This window comes from Streptomyces sp. NPDC051041 (assembly GCF_044456065.1).
GTDB classification, from domain to species: Bacteria; Actinomycetota; Actinomycetes; order Streptomycetales; family Streptomycetaceae; genus Streptomyces; species Streptomyces glaucus.
The window spans coordinates 90,475-106,416 of the sequence record NZ_JBITFM010000007.1 but is presented as its reverse complement, the minus strand read 5'-3'; the positions used below and the strand labels follow the sequence as shown (position 1 = coordinate 106,416).

The following is a 15,942-nucleotide window of genomic DNA, read 5'->3' as shown; positions in this document are numbered from 1 at the left end:
ATCGCGGATGCGGTGGCTGAGACCGCGCCTTTCCTGCCGTCCTGCCACTGTATGCAAGCGTGCGGGCCGCCGGTGAAGTTCCCGGCCGCCGTACGCCGAGAGCGAGAACGGGGCGATCCGGCGCGAGGGCGTAGCCTGCGGGCAGCGCCGGGCCGGGCGCCCACCCCGGGTCCTGGTCCCGCGCTGTCAGTGCCGCGGTCCACAATGGTCCGCGTCAGACACCGTTCACGCTTCAGCAAGGAGCCGGCAGCGATGGCCCGCCGTAGCACGAAGACCCCACCGCCCGACGACTCGTACGAGGAGAAGATCCTCGACATCGACGTCGTCGACGAGATGCAGGGCTCCTTCCTTGAGTACGCGTACTCGGTGATCTACTCCCGGGCCCTGCCGGACGCCCGCGACGGCCTCAAGCCGGTGCACCGCCGCATCGTCTACCAGATGAACGAGATGGGTCTGCGCCCCGACCGCGGCTATGTGAAGTGCGCCCGCGTGGTCGGCGAGGTCATGGGCAAGCTGCACCCGCACGGCGACGCGTCGATCTACGACGCCCTGGTGCGCATGGCCCAGCCCTTCTCGATGCGCGTCCCGCTGGTCGACGGCCACGGCAACTTCGGCTCGCTGGGCAACGACGACCCGCCCGCCGCCATGCGGTACACCGAGTGCCGGATGGCCGAGGCCACGAGCCTGATGACGGAGTCCATCGACGAGGACACCGTCGACTTCCAGCCCAACTACGACGGCCAGGAGCGCGAGCCGGTGGCGCTGCCCGCCGCCTTCCCGAACCTGCTGGTCAACGGCGCCTCGGGCATCGCCGTCGGCATGGCCACGAACATGCCGCCGCACAACCTGCGCGAGGTGATCGCGGCCGCCCGCCACCTGATCCGGTACCCGAACGCCGACCTCGACGCCCTGATGAAGCACGTCCCGGGCCCCGACCTGCCCACCGGCGGCCGGATCGTCGGCCTGTCCGGCATCCGGGACGCCTACGAGACGGGCCGCGGCACGTTCAAGATCCGCGCCACGGTCTCGGTGGAGGACGTCACCGCGCGCCGCAAGGGCCTCGTCGTCACCGAACTGCCCTTCACGGTCGGCCCCGAGAAGGTCATCGCCAAGATCAAGGACCTGGTCGGCTCGAAGAAGCTCCAGGGCATCGCCGACGTCAAGGACCTCACCGACCGGGAGCACGGCCTGCGCCTGGTCATCGAGATCAAGAACGGCTTCGTGCCGGAGGCCGTCCTGGAGCAGCTCTACAAGCTGACTCCGATGGAGGAGTCCTTCGGCATCAACAACGTCGCCCTGGTGGACGGCCAGCCGCTCACGCTGGGCCTGAAGGAACTCCTGGAGGTCTACCTCGACCACCGCTTCGACGTCGTCCGCCGCCGCTCCGAGTTCCGCCGCGGCAAGAAGCGCGACCGCCTGCACCTGGTCCAGGGCCTGCTCACGGCCCTGGTGGACATCGACGAGGTCATCCGCCTCATCCGCTCCAGCGAGAACTCCGCGCAGGCCAAGCAGCGCCTGATGGAGCGCTTCTCACTGAGCGAGGTCCAGACCCAGTACATCCTGGACACGCCGCTGCGCCGCCTGACCAAGTACGACCGCGTCGAGCTGGAGGCGGAGCAGGACCGGCTCACCGAGGAGATCGAGGAACTGACCCGGATCCTCGAGTCCGACGCGGAGCTGCGCAAGCTGGTCTCCTCCGAACTGGCAGCGGTGGCCAAGAAGTTCGGCACCGACCGCCGTACGATGCTGCTGGAGTCGTCGGACACCCCGGTCGCCGTGCCGCTGCAGGTGGCGGACGACCCGTGCCGGGTGCTGCTGTCCTCCACGGGCCTGCTGGCCCGTACGGCGAACGCCGACCCCTTCCCGGCGGACGCCCGCGCCAAGCGCGTCAAGCACGACGTGATCGTCTCGGCGGTGCCGGCCACGGCCCGCGGCGAGATCGGCGTGGTGACCTCGGCCGGCCGTCTGCTCCGCCTGAACGTGATCGACCTCCCCCAGCTCCCGGAGACGACGGCGACGCCGAACCTCTCGGGCGGTGCGCCGCTCGCGGAGTTCGTCTCCCTCCAGGACGACGAGACGGTGGTCTGCCTGACCACGCTCGACGAGTCCTCGCCGGGCCTGGCCCTCGGCACCGAGCAGGGCGTGGTCAAGCGCGTGGTGCCCGACTACCCGGCCAACAAGGAGGAGCTGGAGGTCATCACGCTCAAGGAGGGCGACCGGATCGTCGGCGCGGTGGAACTGCGCACCGGCGAGGAGGACCTGGTCTTCATCACGGACGACGCGCAGCTGCTGCGCTTCCAGGCCTCGCAGGTGCGGCCCCAGGGCCGTCCGGCGGGCGGCGTGGCGGGCATCAAACTGACCGAGGGCGCGAAGGTGATCTCCTTCACGGCCGTCGACCCGGCCGCCGACGCGGTGGTGTTCACGGTCGCGGGCTCGCGCGGCACGCTGGACGACTCCGTGCAGACCACGGCCAAGCTGACCCCGTTCGACCAGTTCCCGCGCAAGGGCCGCGCCACCGGCGGCGTCCGCTGCCAGCGGTTCCTGAAGGGCGAGGACTGCCTGGCCCTGGCCTGGGCGGGCGCCGCCCCGGCCCGCGCCGCCCAGAAGAACGGCTCCCCGGCCGAGCTGCCGGAACTCGACCCGCGCCGCGACGGCTCGGGCGTGTCCCTGCCGAAGACGGTGGCGGTGGTGGCGGGGCCCGCCTGAGCCGGAGGGCTTCGCGGGGCCGGGGTTTCGGGCGCGGGCCCCGGTCGCCGGGAGCCCGGGCGCGGGTCCCGGGCGCGGGTCCCGGGCGCGGGTCCCGGTCGCGGGTCCCGGTCGCCGGGGGTCCCGGAGCCGGGGACCGGCCCGCCCTAGTGGCTCCGGTCGTCGGGATCCTCGTCGTAGGGGTCCAGGTCCTCGGGATCCCGCTCGTAGGGGTCCCACGCCCCGGGGTCCTGATGGCCGGGATCCTGTTCCCGCCCTTCGGGGTCCCGGTCCCGTTCGTGTTCCTCGGGATCCTGGACGAAGCGCAGGACGCCCCACATGCCGTGCTCGTCGGCGTGCGAGGTCTCGTTCCTGCACTCCTCCAGCTCCTTGCCGAGGGCCGGCGCGTCGATGCCGGAGCCGATGAGGACCAGCTGCGTGAGGCGTTCGCCGCCGGGCGCCCACGGCTCCGGGTAGAAGCGCAGGAACCGGCCCACGGCGTGGATCGCGTACCGGTTCCGGGGGTCGTGAGGACCGAAGTCGACGTACCCCTTGATCCGGTACAGACCCTCGGGCCGGCTGTCGAGGAACGCCATCAGCCGCCGCGGGTCGAGGGGCGCCGCGGAGACGAAGGACACGCTGTCGTAGGCGGTGTGCAGGTGCCCGGCGTGACCGTCCGCGCCCTCGTCCTGACCGTGGTCGTGCAGGTCGTCGAAGGACAGCTGCCCGACCCGCTCCTCGCTCGGCCTGCAGTCGAAGAGGAACTCGGGGTCGATGCGGCCGTAGGCGGCCGGCACCACGGCGGCCCGGTCGGCGAGGGACCGCACGAGGCCGAGCACGCGCTCGCCGTCCGCCGCCCGGTCGAGCTTGTTGACCACGACGAGGTCGGCCAGGGCGAGGTGCCGGTCGATCTCGGGGTGCTTCGCCCGGGTGTCGTCGAACTCCGCGGCGTCGACGACCTCGACGAGCCCGCCGTACACGACCCCCGGATGCTCGCTGGCGAGCACCATGCGCACGAGTTCCCGCGGCTCGGCGAGCCCGCTGGCCTCGATGACGATGACGTCGATGCCGGTGGCGGGCCGCGCGAGCCGCTCCAGGTACAGGTCGAGCTCACCGACGTCGACGGCGCAGCACAGGCAGCCGTTCCCCAGGGAGACGGTGGAGTCGCCGAGCGCGCCCGCCACCGCCATCGCGTCGATCTCGATGGCGCCGAAGTCGTTGACGACGACGCCGATCCGGCTGCCGCCGCTGTGGTGGAGGAGGTGGTTCAGCAGAGTCGTCTTCCCGGAGCCGAGGAATCCGGCGAGCACGACGACCGGGATCTGCCGCGGCCCCGGGTGTGCCCCCGTACCGGCACCGGCGCCCGGACCCGGTCCCGCGGCCGGATCCCCTGCCGGAGCCGGTCCCTCGTCCGGGCTCGGGGCCGGGCCTGGGCTCGGGCTCGGGCCGGCGCTCTGAGTCGGGCTCGGCTGGCTCACTGTGCGACCTCTCTCACGCCGTCGCGCACACCGGTGCGTGCCCGGCGTAGCTGGGGAACGGAATGCCGACCCAGGATACGAGCGGGGAGGGACCCCGTGACGTGGACGATCGCCGACGACGCTCGCGGGGCGCACGCCGCTGCCGTCCTGGCGCCCATCGCCTCGCCCCGTATGCCCCACGGTGAGCGAGACGGTCCCGCCGTCGCTCGTACGGCGGGCTGATCGCCCGCGCCCCGGAGGAGCACGGGGAGCGGCCGCTGCGCATGCGCCCGGGCATCCTGTACGCGGGGCCCGGCCCCCCGTTGCCCCTGCCGGAGCAGTGCCCGGGCGCGGCCGGAGAGCACCCGGGGCACATCAGGTTAGGCTCACCTTCGTGAGTACGTGCTCAACCGTCTCCCAGGACCTCGACGAGCCCCTCGCGGGAACCGCGGCCACCGCGCGGACCTGGCTGCTGCTGGAACAGCCCGGTCCCTGGGGCGCCAAGGCGCTCACCGCCAGCCACCTGGATCCCGTGCTGGGCCGCGCCCTGGAGGCGGCCGCGAAGGGCACGGGCGTACGCATCGCGCTCATCCGCCGCCCCGGACGGCACGCCGACTGCGGCGCGCCCGCCGAACGCCGGGTGTACGCGGCCCACACCGTCGCGGGAAACGCGTGGCTGCACGGCGCCACCGTCACCGACCCCGGGCGCCTGCTCGACCTCGACTTCGCCGCCCTCGGCAGCGGCGATCACCGCACCTTCGGCTCGGTGCTCCGCGGCGCGCCCCACACGGGCGATCCGCTCGCCCTCGTCTGCACCAACGGCAAGCGCGACCGCTGCTGCGCCCTCCTCGGCCGCCCCCTGGCGGCCGAACTCGCCGCCTCCGGGTTCCAGGGCGTCTGGGAGGTCACCCATCTGGGTGGTCACCGTTTCTCGCCGACGCTGCTCGTCCTGCCGTACGGATACGCCTACGGCCGGGTCGGGGCCCCGGCCGTCAAGGAGATCCTGCACGAAGTGCGGGAGGGGCGGATCGTCGTGGCGGGATGCCGCGGGAACTCGGCCTGGGAGCGCCCCGGCCAGGCGGCCGAACTGGCCGTGCGCACGGCCTCGGGCGAGGACGGGGCGGAGACGCTGGGCGTGGTGCGGACGGACGGCGCGGCCCCGCGCTGGGAGGTGACCGTCGCCCACACCGACGGGCGTCACTGGCGGGTCGTGGTGGCCCAGGGCCGGTCCCGGCCGCCCCGCCCGGAGAGCTGCGGCGCGTCGGTGCTGGGCTCACCGGCACGGATGGACGTGGTGGAGGTGCGCGAGCTCGCGGTGGCGACGGCGCTGGCGAGCTGACCGCGAGGCCTTCCCCGCCGGCCCGGCCTCCCCGCCCGCACCGCTTCCCCCTGCGTCTCCCAGGGCCGCTTCCCGCTCCCCCACCGCGGTTTCCCGCTCGCCCCGCCTCCCGGCCCGTCGACCGGGAAGGCGGCGGCCGGGAGATCCGCGCCACACCCCGTCACAGCGGCTGGACACCCCCACGTACCGTCATGGGTATGAGCCCCACTCCCCCCGCACGCCGCCTGCGCCTCGGCCTGCCGCGGCGGGTGTTCTCGCAGGTGCTGCTGATGCAGGTGGCGATCGCCGCGGGAGTCGCGGTGCTCGCGACCGGGTTGTTCCTCGCGCCGCTCGGTGACCAGCTGGACGACCAGGCGATGCGCCGGGCCCTGGCGATCGCGCAGACCACCGCGCAGCGGCCGCGGCTCGCGGAGGACCTGCGCAGCACCCCTCCGACGGCGTCCGGGCCGGTGCAACGGGAGGCGGAACGGATCCGGAGGGCCACCGGGGCGGAGTACGTCGTGGTCATGGACCGGCGGGGGGTGCGCTGGTCGCACACCGATCCGCGGCAGATCGGCGGCGTCGTGTCGACCGATCCCAGCCGGGCCCTGTCCGGCCGGGAGGTCATGGTCATCGACGACGGCACCCTGGGCCGCACCGCCCGCGGCAAGGTGCCGCTGCGCGACAGCACCGGCACCATCGTCGGGGCGGTGTCGGTCGGCATCGCGTACGACAGCGTCCGGGCCCGCCTGATCCACGCGATCCCCGAGCTCCTCGCATACGCCGGGGGCGCCCTGGCCGTCGGTGCGCTGGCCGCCTGGCTCGTCTCGCGCCGGGTCCAGCGGCAGACCCGCGACCTGGCCTTCTCCGACATCGCGGCGCTGCTCGCGGAGCGCGAGGCGATGCTGCACGGCATCCGGGAGGGCGTCGTCGCCCTCGACCGCGCCGGCCGCATCCGCCTCCTCAACGACGAGGCGCAGCGCCTGCTGGGTCTGGGGGACGAGGCCCTCGGCCGGTCCCCGGACGAGGCGCTCGGCGGGGGGCGCACGGCCGACGTCCTGGCCGGCCGGGTGACGGGCACCGATCTGCTCATGGTCCGCGGCCAGCGCGTCCTGGTCGCCAACCGGATGCCCACCGGTGACGGCGGCGCCGTCGCCACCCTGCGCGACCGTACCGAGCTGGAGCAGCTCGGCCGGGAGCTGGACTCGACGCGCGGCCTGATCGACGCCCTGCGCGCCCAGGACCACGAGCACGCCAACCGCATGCACACGCTGCTGGGGCTGCTCGAACTGGAGATGTACGACGACGCGGCGGAATTCGTCGGGGAGGTGGTCGGCGACCACCGGGCCACCGCCGAACAGATCACCGAGAGGATCCAGGACCCGCTTCTCGCCGCGCTGCTGGTGGGCAAGGCCACGGTCGCGGCCGAGCGCGGCGTCGCCCTGCGCGTCTCGGACCGGACCCGGCTCCCGGACCTCCTGATCGACTCCAGGGGGCTCGTCACGATCGTCGGCAACCTCGTGGACAACGCGCTCGACGCCGCCGCGGGCACGCCGCACGCGCGCGTGGAGGTCGAATTGCGTGCCGAGGGGCGGACCGCGATCCTCCGGGTGCGCGACACAGGACCCGGAATTCCGGTGGACCGGCGCGAGTTGGTCTTCACGGAGGGGTGGTCCACCAAGACGCCGCCCGCACACCGCCGGCGCGGCCTCGGGCTCTCCCTGGTGCGCAGGCTCGCCGAGCGGCAGGGCGGCAGCGCGACGGCCGGCGAGGCGCACGGCGGGGGCGCGGAGTTCACCGTCGTCCTGCCGGAGGCGCTGACCGAGCCGGACCCGGTACCCGCCCCCGCCGTGCCGCCGGCCGCGCGGGCCGTCACCGAGGAGGAGTCGCGATGATCGAGGTCCTGGTCGTGGACGACGACACCCGGGTCGCCCGGGTCAACACGGCCTACGTCGAGAAGGTGCCGGGTTTCCACGTCGCCGCCGAGGCCCACAGCGCGGCGGAGGCGCTGCACAGGCTGGAGACGCTGCCCGGCCTGGACCTGGTCCTCATGGATCACTACCTGCCCGACGAGACGGGGCTGGCGGTCGTCCAGGAGATGCGCCGGCGCGGCCACCAGGCCGACGTGATCATGGTGACGGCGGCGCGGGACGTGTCCACCGTCCAGGCGGCGATGCGGCACGGTGCTCTGCAGTACCTGGTCAAGCCGTTCGCCTTCGCGGGTCTGCGCGCCAAGCTGGAGGCGTACGCGGAGTTGCGCCGCACCCTCGACGGCGGCGGCGAGGCCGAACAGGCCGAGGTGGACCGCATCTTCGGCGCCCTGTCCACGCCGTCGGAACCGGAGCTGCCCAAGGGGCACTCCCCCACCACGGCGGAGCTGGTGCGGCAGTCCCTGTTGAGCGCCGACGGCCCGCTGTCCGCCCAGGAGATCGCCGAGCGGACCGGGGTGAGCCGTCAGACCGCCCAGCGCTATCTGAAGCTCCTGGAGCGCACGGGACGGGCCAGGCTGACCCTCAAGTACGGCGAAGCGGGCCGCCCGGAGCACCGTTACGTGTGGGCGACCCGCGCCTGAGGCACGGCCCGTGGAGGCGGGGGGAAGGGACCGTTCCCGGGCTCTTCGTACGGGCGCCTGCCGCCTGCGGCTCCGCGGCCCCCGCCGTGTACGGCTCACCCGGTCCGGCCCCGACCCCACGATGCCGGAGCTGAGCACCTCGAGCGCCCGCGCCGGGATCCCGGCGCGGGCGCTCGAGGCGTCACGCCAGGCCCGCGGCCCCGGCCCGTACCGGCCGCCGCCCGAACCCGGTGCGGCGCCTACGCGTCGATGCGCGACCGGTCCAGCGTCGCCGCCGAATTGGAGATGAACTCCTTGCGGGGAGCGACCTCGTTGCCCATCAACAGGTCGAAGATCTGCTCCGCGGCTTCCAGGTCGGTGAGGTTGATCCGGCGCAGCGTGCGGTGGCGCGGGTCCATGGTCGTCTCGGCCAGCTGGTCGGCGTCCATCTCCCCGAGGCCCTTGTAGCGCTGGATGGAGTCCTTGTAACGGATGCCCTTGCTCTGGAACTCCATGAGCTTGTCCCGCAGCTCACGGTCCGAGTACGTGTAGACGTACTTGTCCTGCCCCCTCTTCGGCTGGACGATCTCGATGCGGTGCAGCGGCGGGACCGCGGCGAACACCCGGCCCGCCTCGACCATGGGCCGCATGTAGCGGTGGAACAGCGTCAGCAGCAGCGTACGGATGTGGGAGCCGTCCACGTCGGCGTCGGTCATCATGATGATCTTGCCGTAGCGGGCCTGGTCGATGTCGAAGGTCCGGCCGGATCCGGCTCCTATGACCTGGATGATCGCGCCGCACTCGGCGTTCTTCAGCATGTCCGTCACGGACGACTTCTGGACGTTGAGGATCTTGCCGCGGATCGGCAGCAGCGCCTGGAACTCGGAGTTCCGGGCGAGCTTCGCCGTACCCAGCGCGGAGTCGCCCTCGACGATGAACAGTTCGCTGCGCTCGACGTCGTCGCTACGGCAGTCGGCGAGCTTGGCGGGCAGCGAGGAGGACTCCAGGGCCGTCTTGCGGCGCTGCGCGTCCTTGTGCTGACGGGCGGCGATGCGGGTGCGGGCCGCGGCGACGGCCTTCTCCAGGACGACGCGGGCCTGCTGGGCGGCGTCGCGCTTGGTGGACGTCAGGAACGCCTTGAGTTCCTTGGTGACGACGTTGTTCACGATGCGGCGGGCAGCCGAGGTGCCGAGGACCTCCTTGGTCTGGCCCTCGAACTGCGGCTCGGCGAGGCGGACCGTGACGACGGCGGTGAGGCCTTCCAGGGCGTCGTCCTTGACGATGTCGTCCTCGGCGACACGCAGCATCTTCTTGGCGCGCAGCACCTCGTTCATCGTCTTCGTGACGGCCTGCTCGAAGCCCGCGACGTGGGTGCCGCCCTTGGGGGTGGCGATGATGTTGACGAAGGACCGGACCGTCGTGTCGTAGCCGGTCCCCCAGCGCAGCGCGACGTCGACGCCGAGCTCGCGCGTGACCTCGGTGGGCGTCATCTGGCCGCGCTCGTCCAGGACGGGGACCGTCTCCTTGAAGCTGCCCTGCCCGGTGAAGCGCAGGACGTCGCAGATGGGCCGGTCGCTCGCCAGGAACTCGCAGAACTCGCTGATGCCGCCGTCGAAGCGGAAGGACTCCTCACCCTTGCTGCCGCCCTCGCCGAGACCGAACTCGTCACGGACGACGATGGTCAGCCCGGGCACCAGGAACGCGGTCTGGCGGGCGCGCTGGTGCAGCGTCTCCAGGGAGAGCTTGGCGTCCTTGAGGAAGATCTGGCGGTCGGCCCAGTACCGCACGCGCGTGCCGGTGCGGTTCTTCGGGATCTTCTTGGTCCTGCGCAGCCCGCTCTTGGCCTCGAACCTGGCGTCCGGGCCCAGCGCGGCGAAGGCGCCGGGGACGCCGCGCCGGAAGCTGATGGCGTGGGTGTGGCCGCCGCGGTCCACCTCGACGTCCAGCCGGGCGGAGAGGGCGTTCACCACGGAGGCGCCGACGCCGTGCAGACCGCCGGAGGCGGCGTACGAGCCGCCGCCGAACTTGCCGCCGGCGTGCAGCTTGGTCATGACGACCTCGACGCCGGACAGGCCGGTCTTGGGCTCGACGTCGACCGGGATGCCACGGCCGTTGTCCCGGACCTCGACCGATCCGTCGTCGTGCAGGATCACCTCGATGTGATCGCAGTAGCCGCCGAGGGCCTCGTCCACGGAGTTGTCGATGATCTCCCAGAGGCAGTGCATCAGACCGCGGCTGTCGGTCGAGCCGATGTACATGCCCGGGCGCTTCCGCACGGCCTCGAGCCCTTCGAGGACGAGCAGGTGCCGCGCGGTGTAGTTGGAACCGTCCCGGTCTGCTCCTGCCAGCAGCGCTGTGGACGGCACGGACGTATCGGCGGTCACGCGGTTCGCTCCTCGCTGAATTTCAGATGGGGCCCCTGTGGGTAAGGGCGCGGCGTCGTTCACCGGTCAGAGGGTACCGAGGCCTGGTAGAGCCGTTGTAACGCCACCCTCGACGGGAACTCAGACTAGTCCAGGATCGCATACCTGTTCGATCCCTCGACGGGGTGAAGCACACATCACGTTCCTTTCGAGGCATGAACCATTTAGGCTCCGGGCACGTCCTCATGAACAACCGGCAACCCGGCCGGGAGGACCGACCACTGACCGAACGCGCGAACCCGTACGACACAGAGACACGCAATACGGCACATTCGCCGCCAACCGGCAGCGCCCAGCCGCCTCGTGAAGATTTTTTCAAGGAAAAGCCTCGAGCGGGAACGTTTTGGGGCTGGTTGGATGTTGACCCTGGTACGACAGCTCGTCGAGCTAGAGAAGAGGCGACGTGACTACTGTTCTGACTTCCGCAAGCCCGCTGACGGCCGCTGATCGCTGCGACCGCTGCGGCGCCCAGGCATACCTGCGCGTCGTCCTGCCGAGCGGCGGAGAACTGCTCTTCTGCGCCCACCACGGCCGCAAGTTCGAGCCGGAACTCAAGAAGATCGCCGCTGAGATACAGGACGAGACGGAGCGGCTGACGTCCGTTCCCGGCATCGCCTCCGACGAAGAGCGCTGACCCTTCCCGTAGGACGACGAGCCAGCCCGGCACAGGCCGGTGGACGGGCGGCCGCCTCCATTGCCCGGAGGCGGCCGCCCGCACTCGTCCTCCCTCGCCGGATCCCTCAGGCTCCGTCGGACGTGCTCCCGCCGCCCTGTACAGCGGCCTCCCACCCCAGCGTCCGCACGATGGCGGACACACGCGTATACACCCCGGGGCTGTCCGGCCGTCCGCAGCCGTTGCCCCAGGAGACGAGTCCGATCAGCTTCCCCCGGGCGACGAGCGGCCCGCCGCTGTCCCCCTGGCAGGCATCGCTGCCGCCGGCCTCCTCCCCGGCGCACACCATGGTGTCGGCGCGGTACGCGCCGTCAGCACTGTCCGGATACGCCTTCTCGCAGAACGCGTCGGGCAGCACGCGCACATGTGCCGCGCGCAGGCCGTCCGGGTAGTCGTCGGCGCCCGTGACATCCCCCCATCCGTAGACGACGGCCTGCGTCCCGGGCTGATAGGCGGCATCGCCCGCGGCCGCCATCTCGATGACCGAGCCGGACGGCAGCGGCCCGGCGAGGGTGAGCACGGCGAAGTCCCCGTCGTTGCTGACGTCGTCGTAGGACGGGTTCACCCAGACGGAACGTACGGGGATCTCCTGGCCCTGGTCCGAGGACAGATCCGTACGGCCCGCGACGACCACGAGATCGCGCACTTGCTCCAGCCGGGCCCCCAGGGCTTTCTCACCGAGGCAGTGGGCCGCGGTGAGCACGGTGGTCGGCCCGACGGCCACCCCGCCGCAGAACTGCCCCGCCCGGGTACCCCCGAACTGGCTACGGCTGGACAGCGCCACGGTCCAGGGACTTCGGGACACGTCCACCGGGAAACCCCCGACGACGAGGCTGTCGGCGGGTGCGGCGGCGGACGTGAGCGGTATCACGGCCGACACGGCCGCCAGGACCAGCGGCCGGGCCAGGGCCCGGGCAAGGACGCGACGCATACGGGCTCCTCACACTGAGATGGTCGTCGACAACCCAGCGTGATTCCGCCCGGCACACTCCGCATCTGCGCGGCGGCACGAGGGCCCGCCCCCTGACGCCTTCCGTTCCCGTCGCGGCATCCCGGTCCGGGAATGCCGCGACGGCCCTCGGGATCCGCGAGGTCCGGACGGCGGCTTCGGGGCCGGAGAGGCTGCCGCGTGAGCGGGACGCGTACTCCCGGCTCATGCAGCGGAGCGGCCGGCGAAGAGGCGTACCGGATGGCCTGCGTCGAGGGGAGACGCGGGCCGGCGACGCGTGACGGCCGCGAGCCGGCCCGTGCCCCGCACACCGGTCGCGGCGCTCCCTCCCGGTGATCGCGTCCGGCGCGCGGCCCGCCGAGGACCGGGCCCCGCGCCGGACGCGGGAAGGGTGGCCTCTCCGCCGGCAAGCACGAGAAGTCGGCCATCGCCCCCGGTCGAGGACGCGACCCGTTACGCCGTGCTCCTGCACCTGGGCGGCGATCGCGGCGCCCGGAGGCGTCCGGAACGCGCACTGGTCACCGCGGTCGGACTCCGCCGCCCCCTCTCAGGCGCTCCCCGGCCCGGGGCCGTGGGGAGGAGGGATGGGCGCTCATGGCATGTCCACCGTCACCATCGGCGTCCCCGTCCCCTTCCGCGATTCGGCCGGCCCTGGCAGCGCGGTTCGCGCGAGAACGCCGACGGCCCGCTCCGGCGGTCCTTCCCCGAGGGCGTCGGCTCGCCGGTCCGCCCTGGGGCATCCGGACGTCGTCGCCGACCCCGACGGCCGCTCACGCGAAATGCCCGGCCGGGAGATCCCGGCCGGGCATTTCGCGTGAACCTCTCGCGGCCCGAGCGACACGGCCATGCGCTGCGCCGGCCTCGGGAACGCCCACCGGGGGGCGAACCTTCCCGGCCGGTACGGCCGGGACCTAGTCGAGGTAGTCGCGCAGCACCTGGGAACGCGACGGGTGGCGCAGTTTCGACATGGTCTTGGACTCGATCTGGCGGATGCGCTCGCGCGTGACGCCGTACACCTTGCCGATCTCGTCGAGGGTCTTCGGCTGACCGTCGGTGAGGCCGAAACGCATGGAGACGACGCCCGCCTCGCGCTCGGAGAGCGTGTCGAGGACGGAGTGCAGCTGCTCCTGCAGCAGCGTGAAGCTGACCGCGTCGGCCGGAACGACCGCCTCGGAGTCCTCGATGAGGTCACCGAACTCGCTGTCGCCGTCCTCACCCAGCGGGGTGTGCAGCGAGATGGGCTCCCGACCGTACTTCTGGACCTCGATGACCTTCTCCGGGGTCATGTCGAGCTCCTTGGCCAGCTCCTCCGGGGTGGGCTCGCGGCCCAGGTCCTGGAGCATCTGGCGCTGCACGCGCGCGAGCTTGTTGATGACCTCGACCATGTGCACCGGGATGCGGATGGTGCGGGCCTGGTCGGCCATTGCGCGGGTGATCGCCTGACGGATCCACCAGGTGGCGTAGGTGGAGAACTTGTAGCCCTTGGTGTAGTCGAACTTCTCGACCGCGCGGATCAGGCCGAGGTTGCCCTCCTGGATGAGGTCCAGGAAGAGCATGCCGCGGCCGGTGTAGCGCTTGGCCAGGGAGACCACCAGGCGGAGGTTGGCCTCCAGGAGGTGGTTCTTGGCCCGGCGGCCGTCCTCGGCGATGATCTCCAGCTCGCGCTTGAGCTTCGGCGCCAGCTTGTCGGAGTTGGCCAGCTTGTCCTCGGCGAACAGGCCCGCCTCGATGCGCTTGGCCAGCTCGACCTCCTGCTCGGCGTTGAGCAGGGGGACCTTGCCGATCTGCTTGAGGTAGTCCTTGACCGGGTCGGCGGTGGCTCCGGCCGCGGCGACCTGCTGGGCGGGCGCGTCGTCCTCGTCCTCGTCGGACAGCACGAAGCCGGCGCTCTCGGCGCCCTCGGGCTCGTCCACGACCTTGGCGTCCTCGAGGACCTCGTCGTCGAGCAGCTCGACGTCGTCCTTCTTGGCGGTGGTCTTCTTGGCCGCCGTCTTCTTGGTCGCGGTGGTCTTCTTCGCTGCCGTCTTCTTGGCGGTGGTCTTCTTGGCCGCCGCCTTCTTGGCAGGCGCCTCTTCCTCGGCGGCGGCAGCGGTGCCGGCGGCAGGCGCCGGGGTGGCGGTGGCGGTGGCCTTCCTGGTGGTCACCGTCTTCGCCGCGACCGTCTTGGCGGCGGTGCGCTTCGCGGGGCTCTTCGCTGCGACGCTCTTGCGGGTGCGCTTGGGCTCTGCGGCACTGACCATCAGCGTCACACCCTCTTCCTCGAGGATCTGATTGAGGCTGCGCAGTACGTTCTTCCACTGAGTGGCCGGAATCTGGTCAGCTTCGAAGGCCCGACGCACGTCATCGCCGGCGATCTGCCCCTCAGCCTTTCCCCGCTCGATGAGCGCCATGACAGAGACGGACTCGGCGATCTCCGGCGGGAGCGTACGGGATGTGCTGGCCGACACGAACAACCTCTCGGAACGTTGGAAAACGGCTTCCGGCCCCATCCAGGACGGACAGGAGCCGACCGCCGGCTTGGGGATGGGCCGACGGCGCGGGCGGGGGCCGGGAGATCCACAGCGCCATGAACGGCGTCCGTATTCCCTCCGCGGCTGTCACCTCTTAGGTCATCGCGTTGTTCCCACGAGCGTTACGCCTAATCTTCGTGGCCCGAGTCACACCCCGTAAGCGTTCAAAATTGGTCAGATACGGGCAGACACGGTCATCGACAGCTACGGCCGTCCCACCTCGACAGTCCTACGATCTTGCGATCGCGCCGTGTCGCCGGGCCCCGCGGGATCCGTCGCGATCCCGCGGGGCCCGGCAGAGGACGGCCGTCGGGCGAGTGCGGCCACGGGAGGGGGCCGGCGCACTCGGTCGCGCCGCCCGCGGAACGCGGTCAGTGCTCCCGCGGGGCGGGCACCACGCGTTCCACCTCGGGGTGGACCGTGAGCAGTTGGCGCATGGCCGCCTCGGCCGCCCCGCCGTCGCCGGCGGCGAGGGCCTCGACGATCCGGCCGTGGTGCGCCAGCGAGGCGTCGCTCGCCCGGTCACAACCCGTGACCGGGCCGCCGGAGACCTGGAGGGCGGCGGACACGATGCCGGAGAGGTGCTCCAGCATGCGGTTGCCCGCGATCTGGATCAGCAGCGCGTGGAACTCCATGTCGGCGCGCGAGAAGGTGAGCGCGTCGCCCTGACCCATGGCGTGACCCATGATCTCGACCATGTCGGCGAGGCGCTGCTGGACGTCCTCACGTCCGTGCCCCGCGGCGAGGCGCGCGGCGAGCGGCTCGATCGTCCAGCGCAGCTCGCTCAGCTCACGGCGCTGGTCGTCACGCTGCGGCCCGAAGGCCCGCCACTCGATGATGTCGGGATCGAGAAGGTTCCAGTCACTGACGGGCCGCACCCGCGTACCGACGTTCGGGCGGGCGCTGACCAGCCCTTTGGCTTCCAGGACGCGGAGCGACTCGCGGACGACGGTGCGGGACACCTCGAAGCGCTGTCCGATCTCTTCGGGCACCAGCGGCCGGTCGGCGCCCAGGTCACCGGAAACGATCATTTGACCGAGCTGCTGTACGAGTTGGCCGTGCAGCCCGCGTCCGCGGTTGCCCGCGGCACGTCGGCCCACACGGCCCAGCTCGGGGTCCGCGCCCTCCCAGGCGGGGGGTCCGACGCGGTCGGCGACGGACGCCTCGGCGTAGGGGTAGCGGTCGAGTTCGCCCGGGCTCGCGAGGCCGGAGTCTGCGGAGCGGGCGGCGGTCATCATGGTGTGCGCAAGGGTACTCACGGATCCTTTGTCGGCGTCGTCCCCAATTCCCTTGAGTTCTTTGGTGAAAAGCACACGAAAGGGTGATCGCTCACCTCGTCGCAATTGACGCCTTATCGGAAAGAAATGAGTCTCCCG

10 protein-coding genes are annotated in these 15,942 nt (G+C 71.9%); 5 read left to right on the top strand and 5 right to left on the bottom strand.

Translation table 11 applies throughout. From position 1 onward, the window contains the following. The first annotated feature begins 252 nt into the window (after positions 1 to 252). Positions 253 to 2,706: a DNA topoisomerase (ATP-hydrolyzing) subunit A gene (locus ACIBAI_RS14555; RefSeq protein ID WP_399034122.1), complete on the top strand. Its 2,454-nt coding sequence runs from the start codon at positions 253 to 255 to the stop codon at positions 2,704 to 2,706. A 146-nt stretch (positions 2,707 to 2,852) separates the two neighbouring features. Here ACIBAI_RS14555 and ACIBAI_RS14550 read toward each other — a convergent pair whose 3' ends face one another. Then, entirely contained in the window at positions 2,853 to 3,995 is a 1,143-nt protein-coding gene (locus tag ACIBAI_RS14550; RefSeq protein ID WP_399034120.1) for a CobW family GTP-binding protein, read from the bottom strand. A 541-nt stretch (positions 3,996 to 4,536) separates the two neighbouring features. Between ACIBAI_RS14550 and ACIBAI_RS14545 the strand changes: the two genes are divergently transcribed. The 3 genes from ACIBAI_RS14545 (at position 4,537) to ACIBAI_RS14535 (ending at position 8,032) form a co-directional block, all read left to right on the top strand. Then, complete coding sequence (locus ACIBAI_RS14545; protein WP_399034118.1) at positions 4,537 to 5,481, top strand: sucrase ferredoxin; 945 nt, start codon at positions 4,537 to 4,539, stop codon at positions 5,479 to 5,481. Between the two features lie 197 nt (positions 5,482 to 5,678). Continuing rightward, positions 5,679 to 7,355, top strand: a complete 1,677-nt coding sequence (locus tag ACIBAI_RS14540; protein ID WP_399034116.1) for an ATP-binding protein — start codon at positions 5,679 to 5,681, stop codon at positions 7,353 to 7,355. Continuing rightward, entirely contained in the window at positions 7,352 to 8,032 is a 681-nt protein-coding gene (locus ACIBAI_RS14535) for a response regulator (protein ID WP_399034114.1), read from the top strand. Before ACIBAI_RS14540 ends, ACIBAI_RS14535 begins: the two co-directional genes overlap by 4 nt. Before the next feature lie 239 nt (positions 8,033 to 8,271). Here the strand turns inward: ACIBAI_RS14535 and ACIBAI_RS14530 are convergent, their stop codons facing one another. After that, entirely contained in the window at positions 8,272 to 10,395 is a 2,124-nt protein-coding gene (locus ACIBAI_RS14530; RefSeq protein ID WP_399034112.1) for a type IIA DNA topoisomerase subunit B, read from the bottom strand. Between the two features lie 442 nt (positions 10,396 to 10,837). On the opposite strand from ACIBAI_RS14530, the gene ACIBAI_RS14525 reads away from it, so the two are divergent. Beyond that, the gene (locus ACIBAI_RS14525; RefSeq protein WP_399034111.1) at positions 10,838 to 11,068 is read left to right on the top strand and encodes a hypothetical protein; all 231 of its coding nucleotides are present in this window, start codon (positions 10,838 to 10,840) and stop codon (positions 11,066 to 11,068) included. Positions 11,069 to 11,174: 106 nt separating this feature from the next. Here the strand turns inward: ACIBAI_RS14525 and ACIBAI_RS14520 are convergent, their stop codons facing one another. The 3 genes from ACIBAI_RS14520 to ACIBAI_RS14510 all read right to left on the bottom strand — a co-directional run bounded on the left by ACIBAI_RS14520 (position 11,175) and on the right by ACIBAI_RS14510 (position 15,825). Further along, positions 11,175 to 12,038, bottom strand: a complete 864-nt coding sequence (locus ACIBAI_RS14520; protein WP_399034109.1) for a serine protease — start codon at positions 12,036 to 12,038, stop codon at positions 11,175 to 11,177. 929 nt (positions 12,039 to 12,967) lie between these two features. After that, complete coding sequence (locus ACIBAI_RS14515; protein ID WP_399034106.1) at positions 12,968 to 14,503, bottom strand: RNA polymerase sigma factor; 1,536 nt, start codon at positions 14,501 to 14,503, stop codon at positions 12,968 to 12,970. A gap of 434 nt (positions 14,504 to 14,937) precedes the next feature. Further along, positions 14,938 to 15,825, bottom strand: a complete 888-nt coding sequence (locus ACIBAI_RS14510; protein WP_399034105.1) for a FadR/GntR family transcriptional regulator — start codon at positions 15,823 to 15,825, stop codon at positions 14,938 to 14,940. Between the last annotated feature and the right edge of the window lie 117 nt (positions 15,826 to 15,942).

Coding starts and splice junctions, on each gene's coding strand:
- ACIBAI_RS14555 (WP_399034122.1), top strand. CDS start 253: ATGGCCCGCCGTAGCACGAAGACCCCACCGCCCGACGACTCGTACGAG.
- ACIBAI_RS14540 (WP_399034116.1), top strand. CDS start 5,679: ATGAGCCCCACTCCCCCCGCACGCCGCCTGCGCCTCGGCCTGCCGCGG.
- ACIBAI_RS14535 (WP_399034114.1), top strand. CDS start 7,352: ATGATCGAGGTCCTGGTCGTGGACGACGACACCCGGGTCGCCCGGGTC.
- ACIBAI_RS14520 (WP_399034109.1), bottom strand. CDS start 12,038: ATGCGTCGCGTCCTTGCCCGGGCCCTGGCCCGGCCGCTGGTCCTGGCG.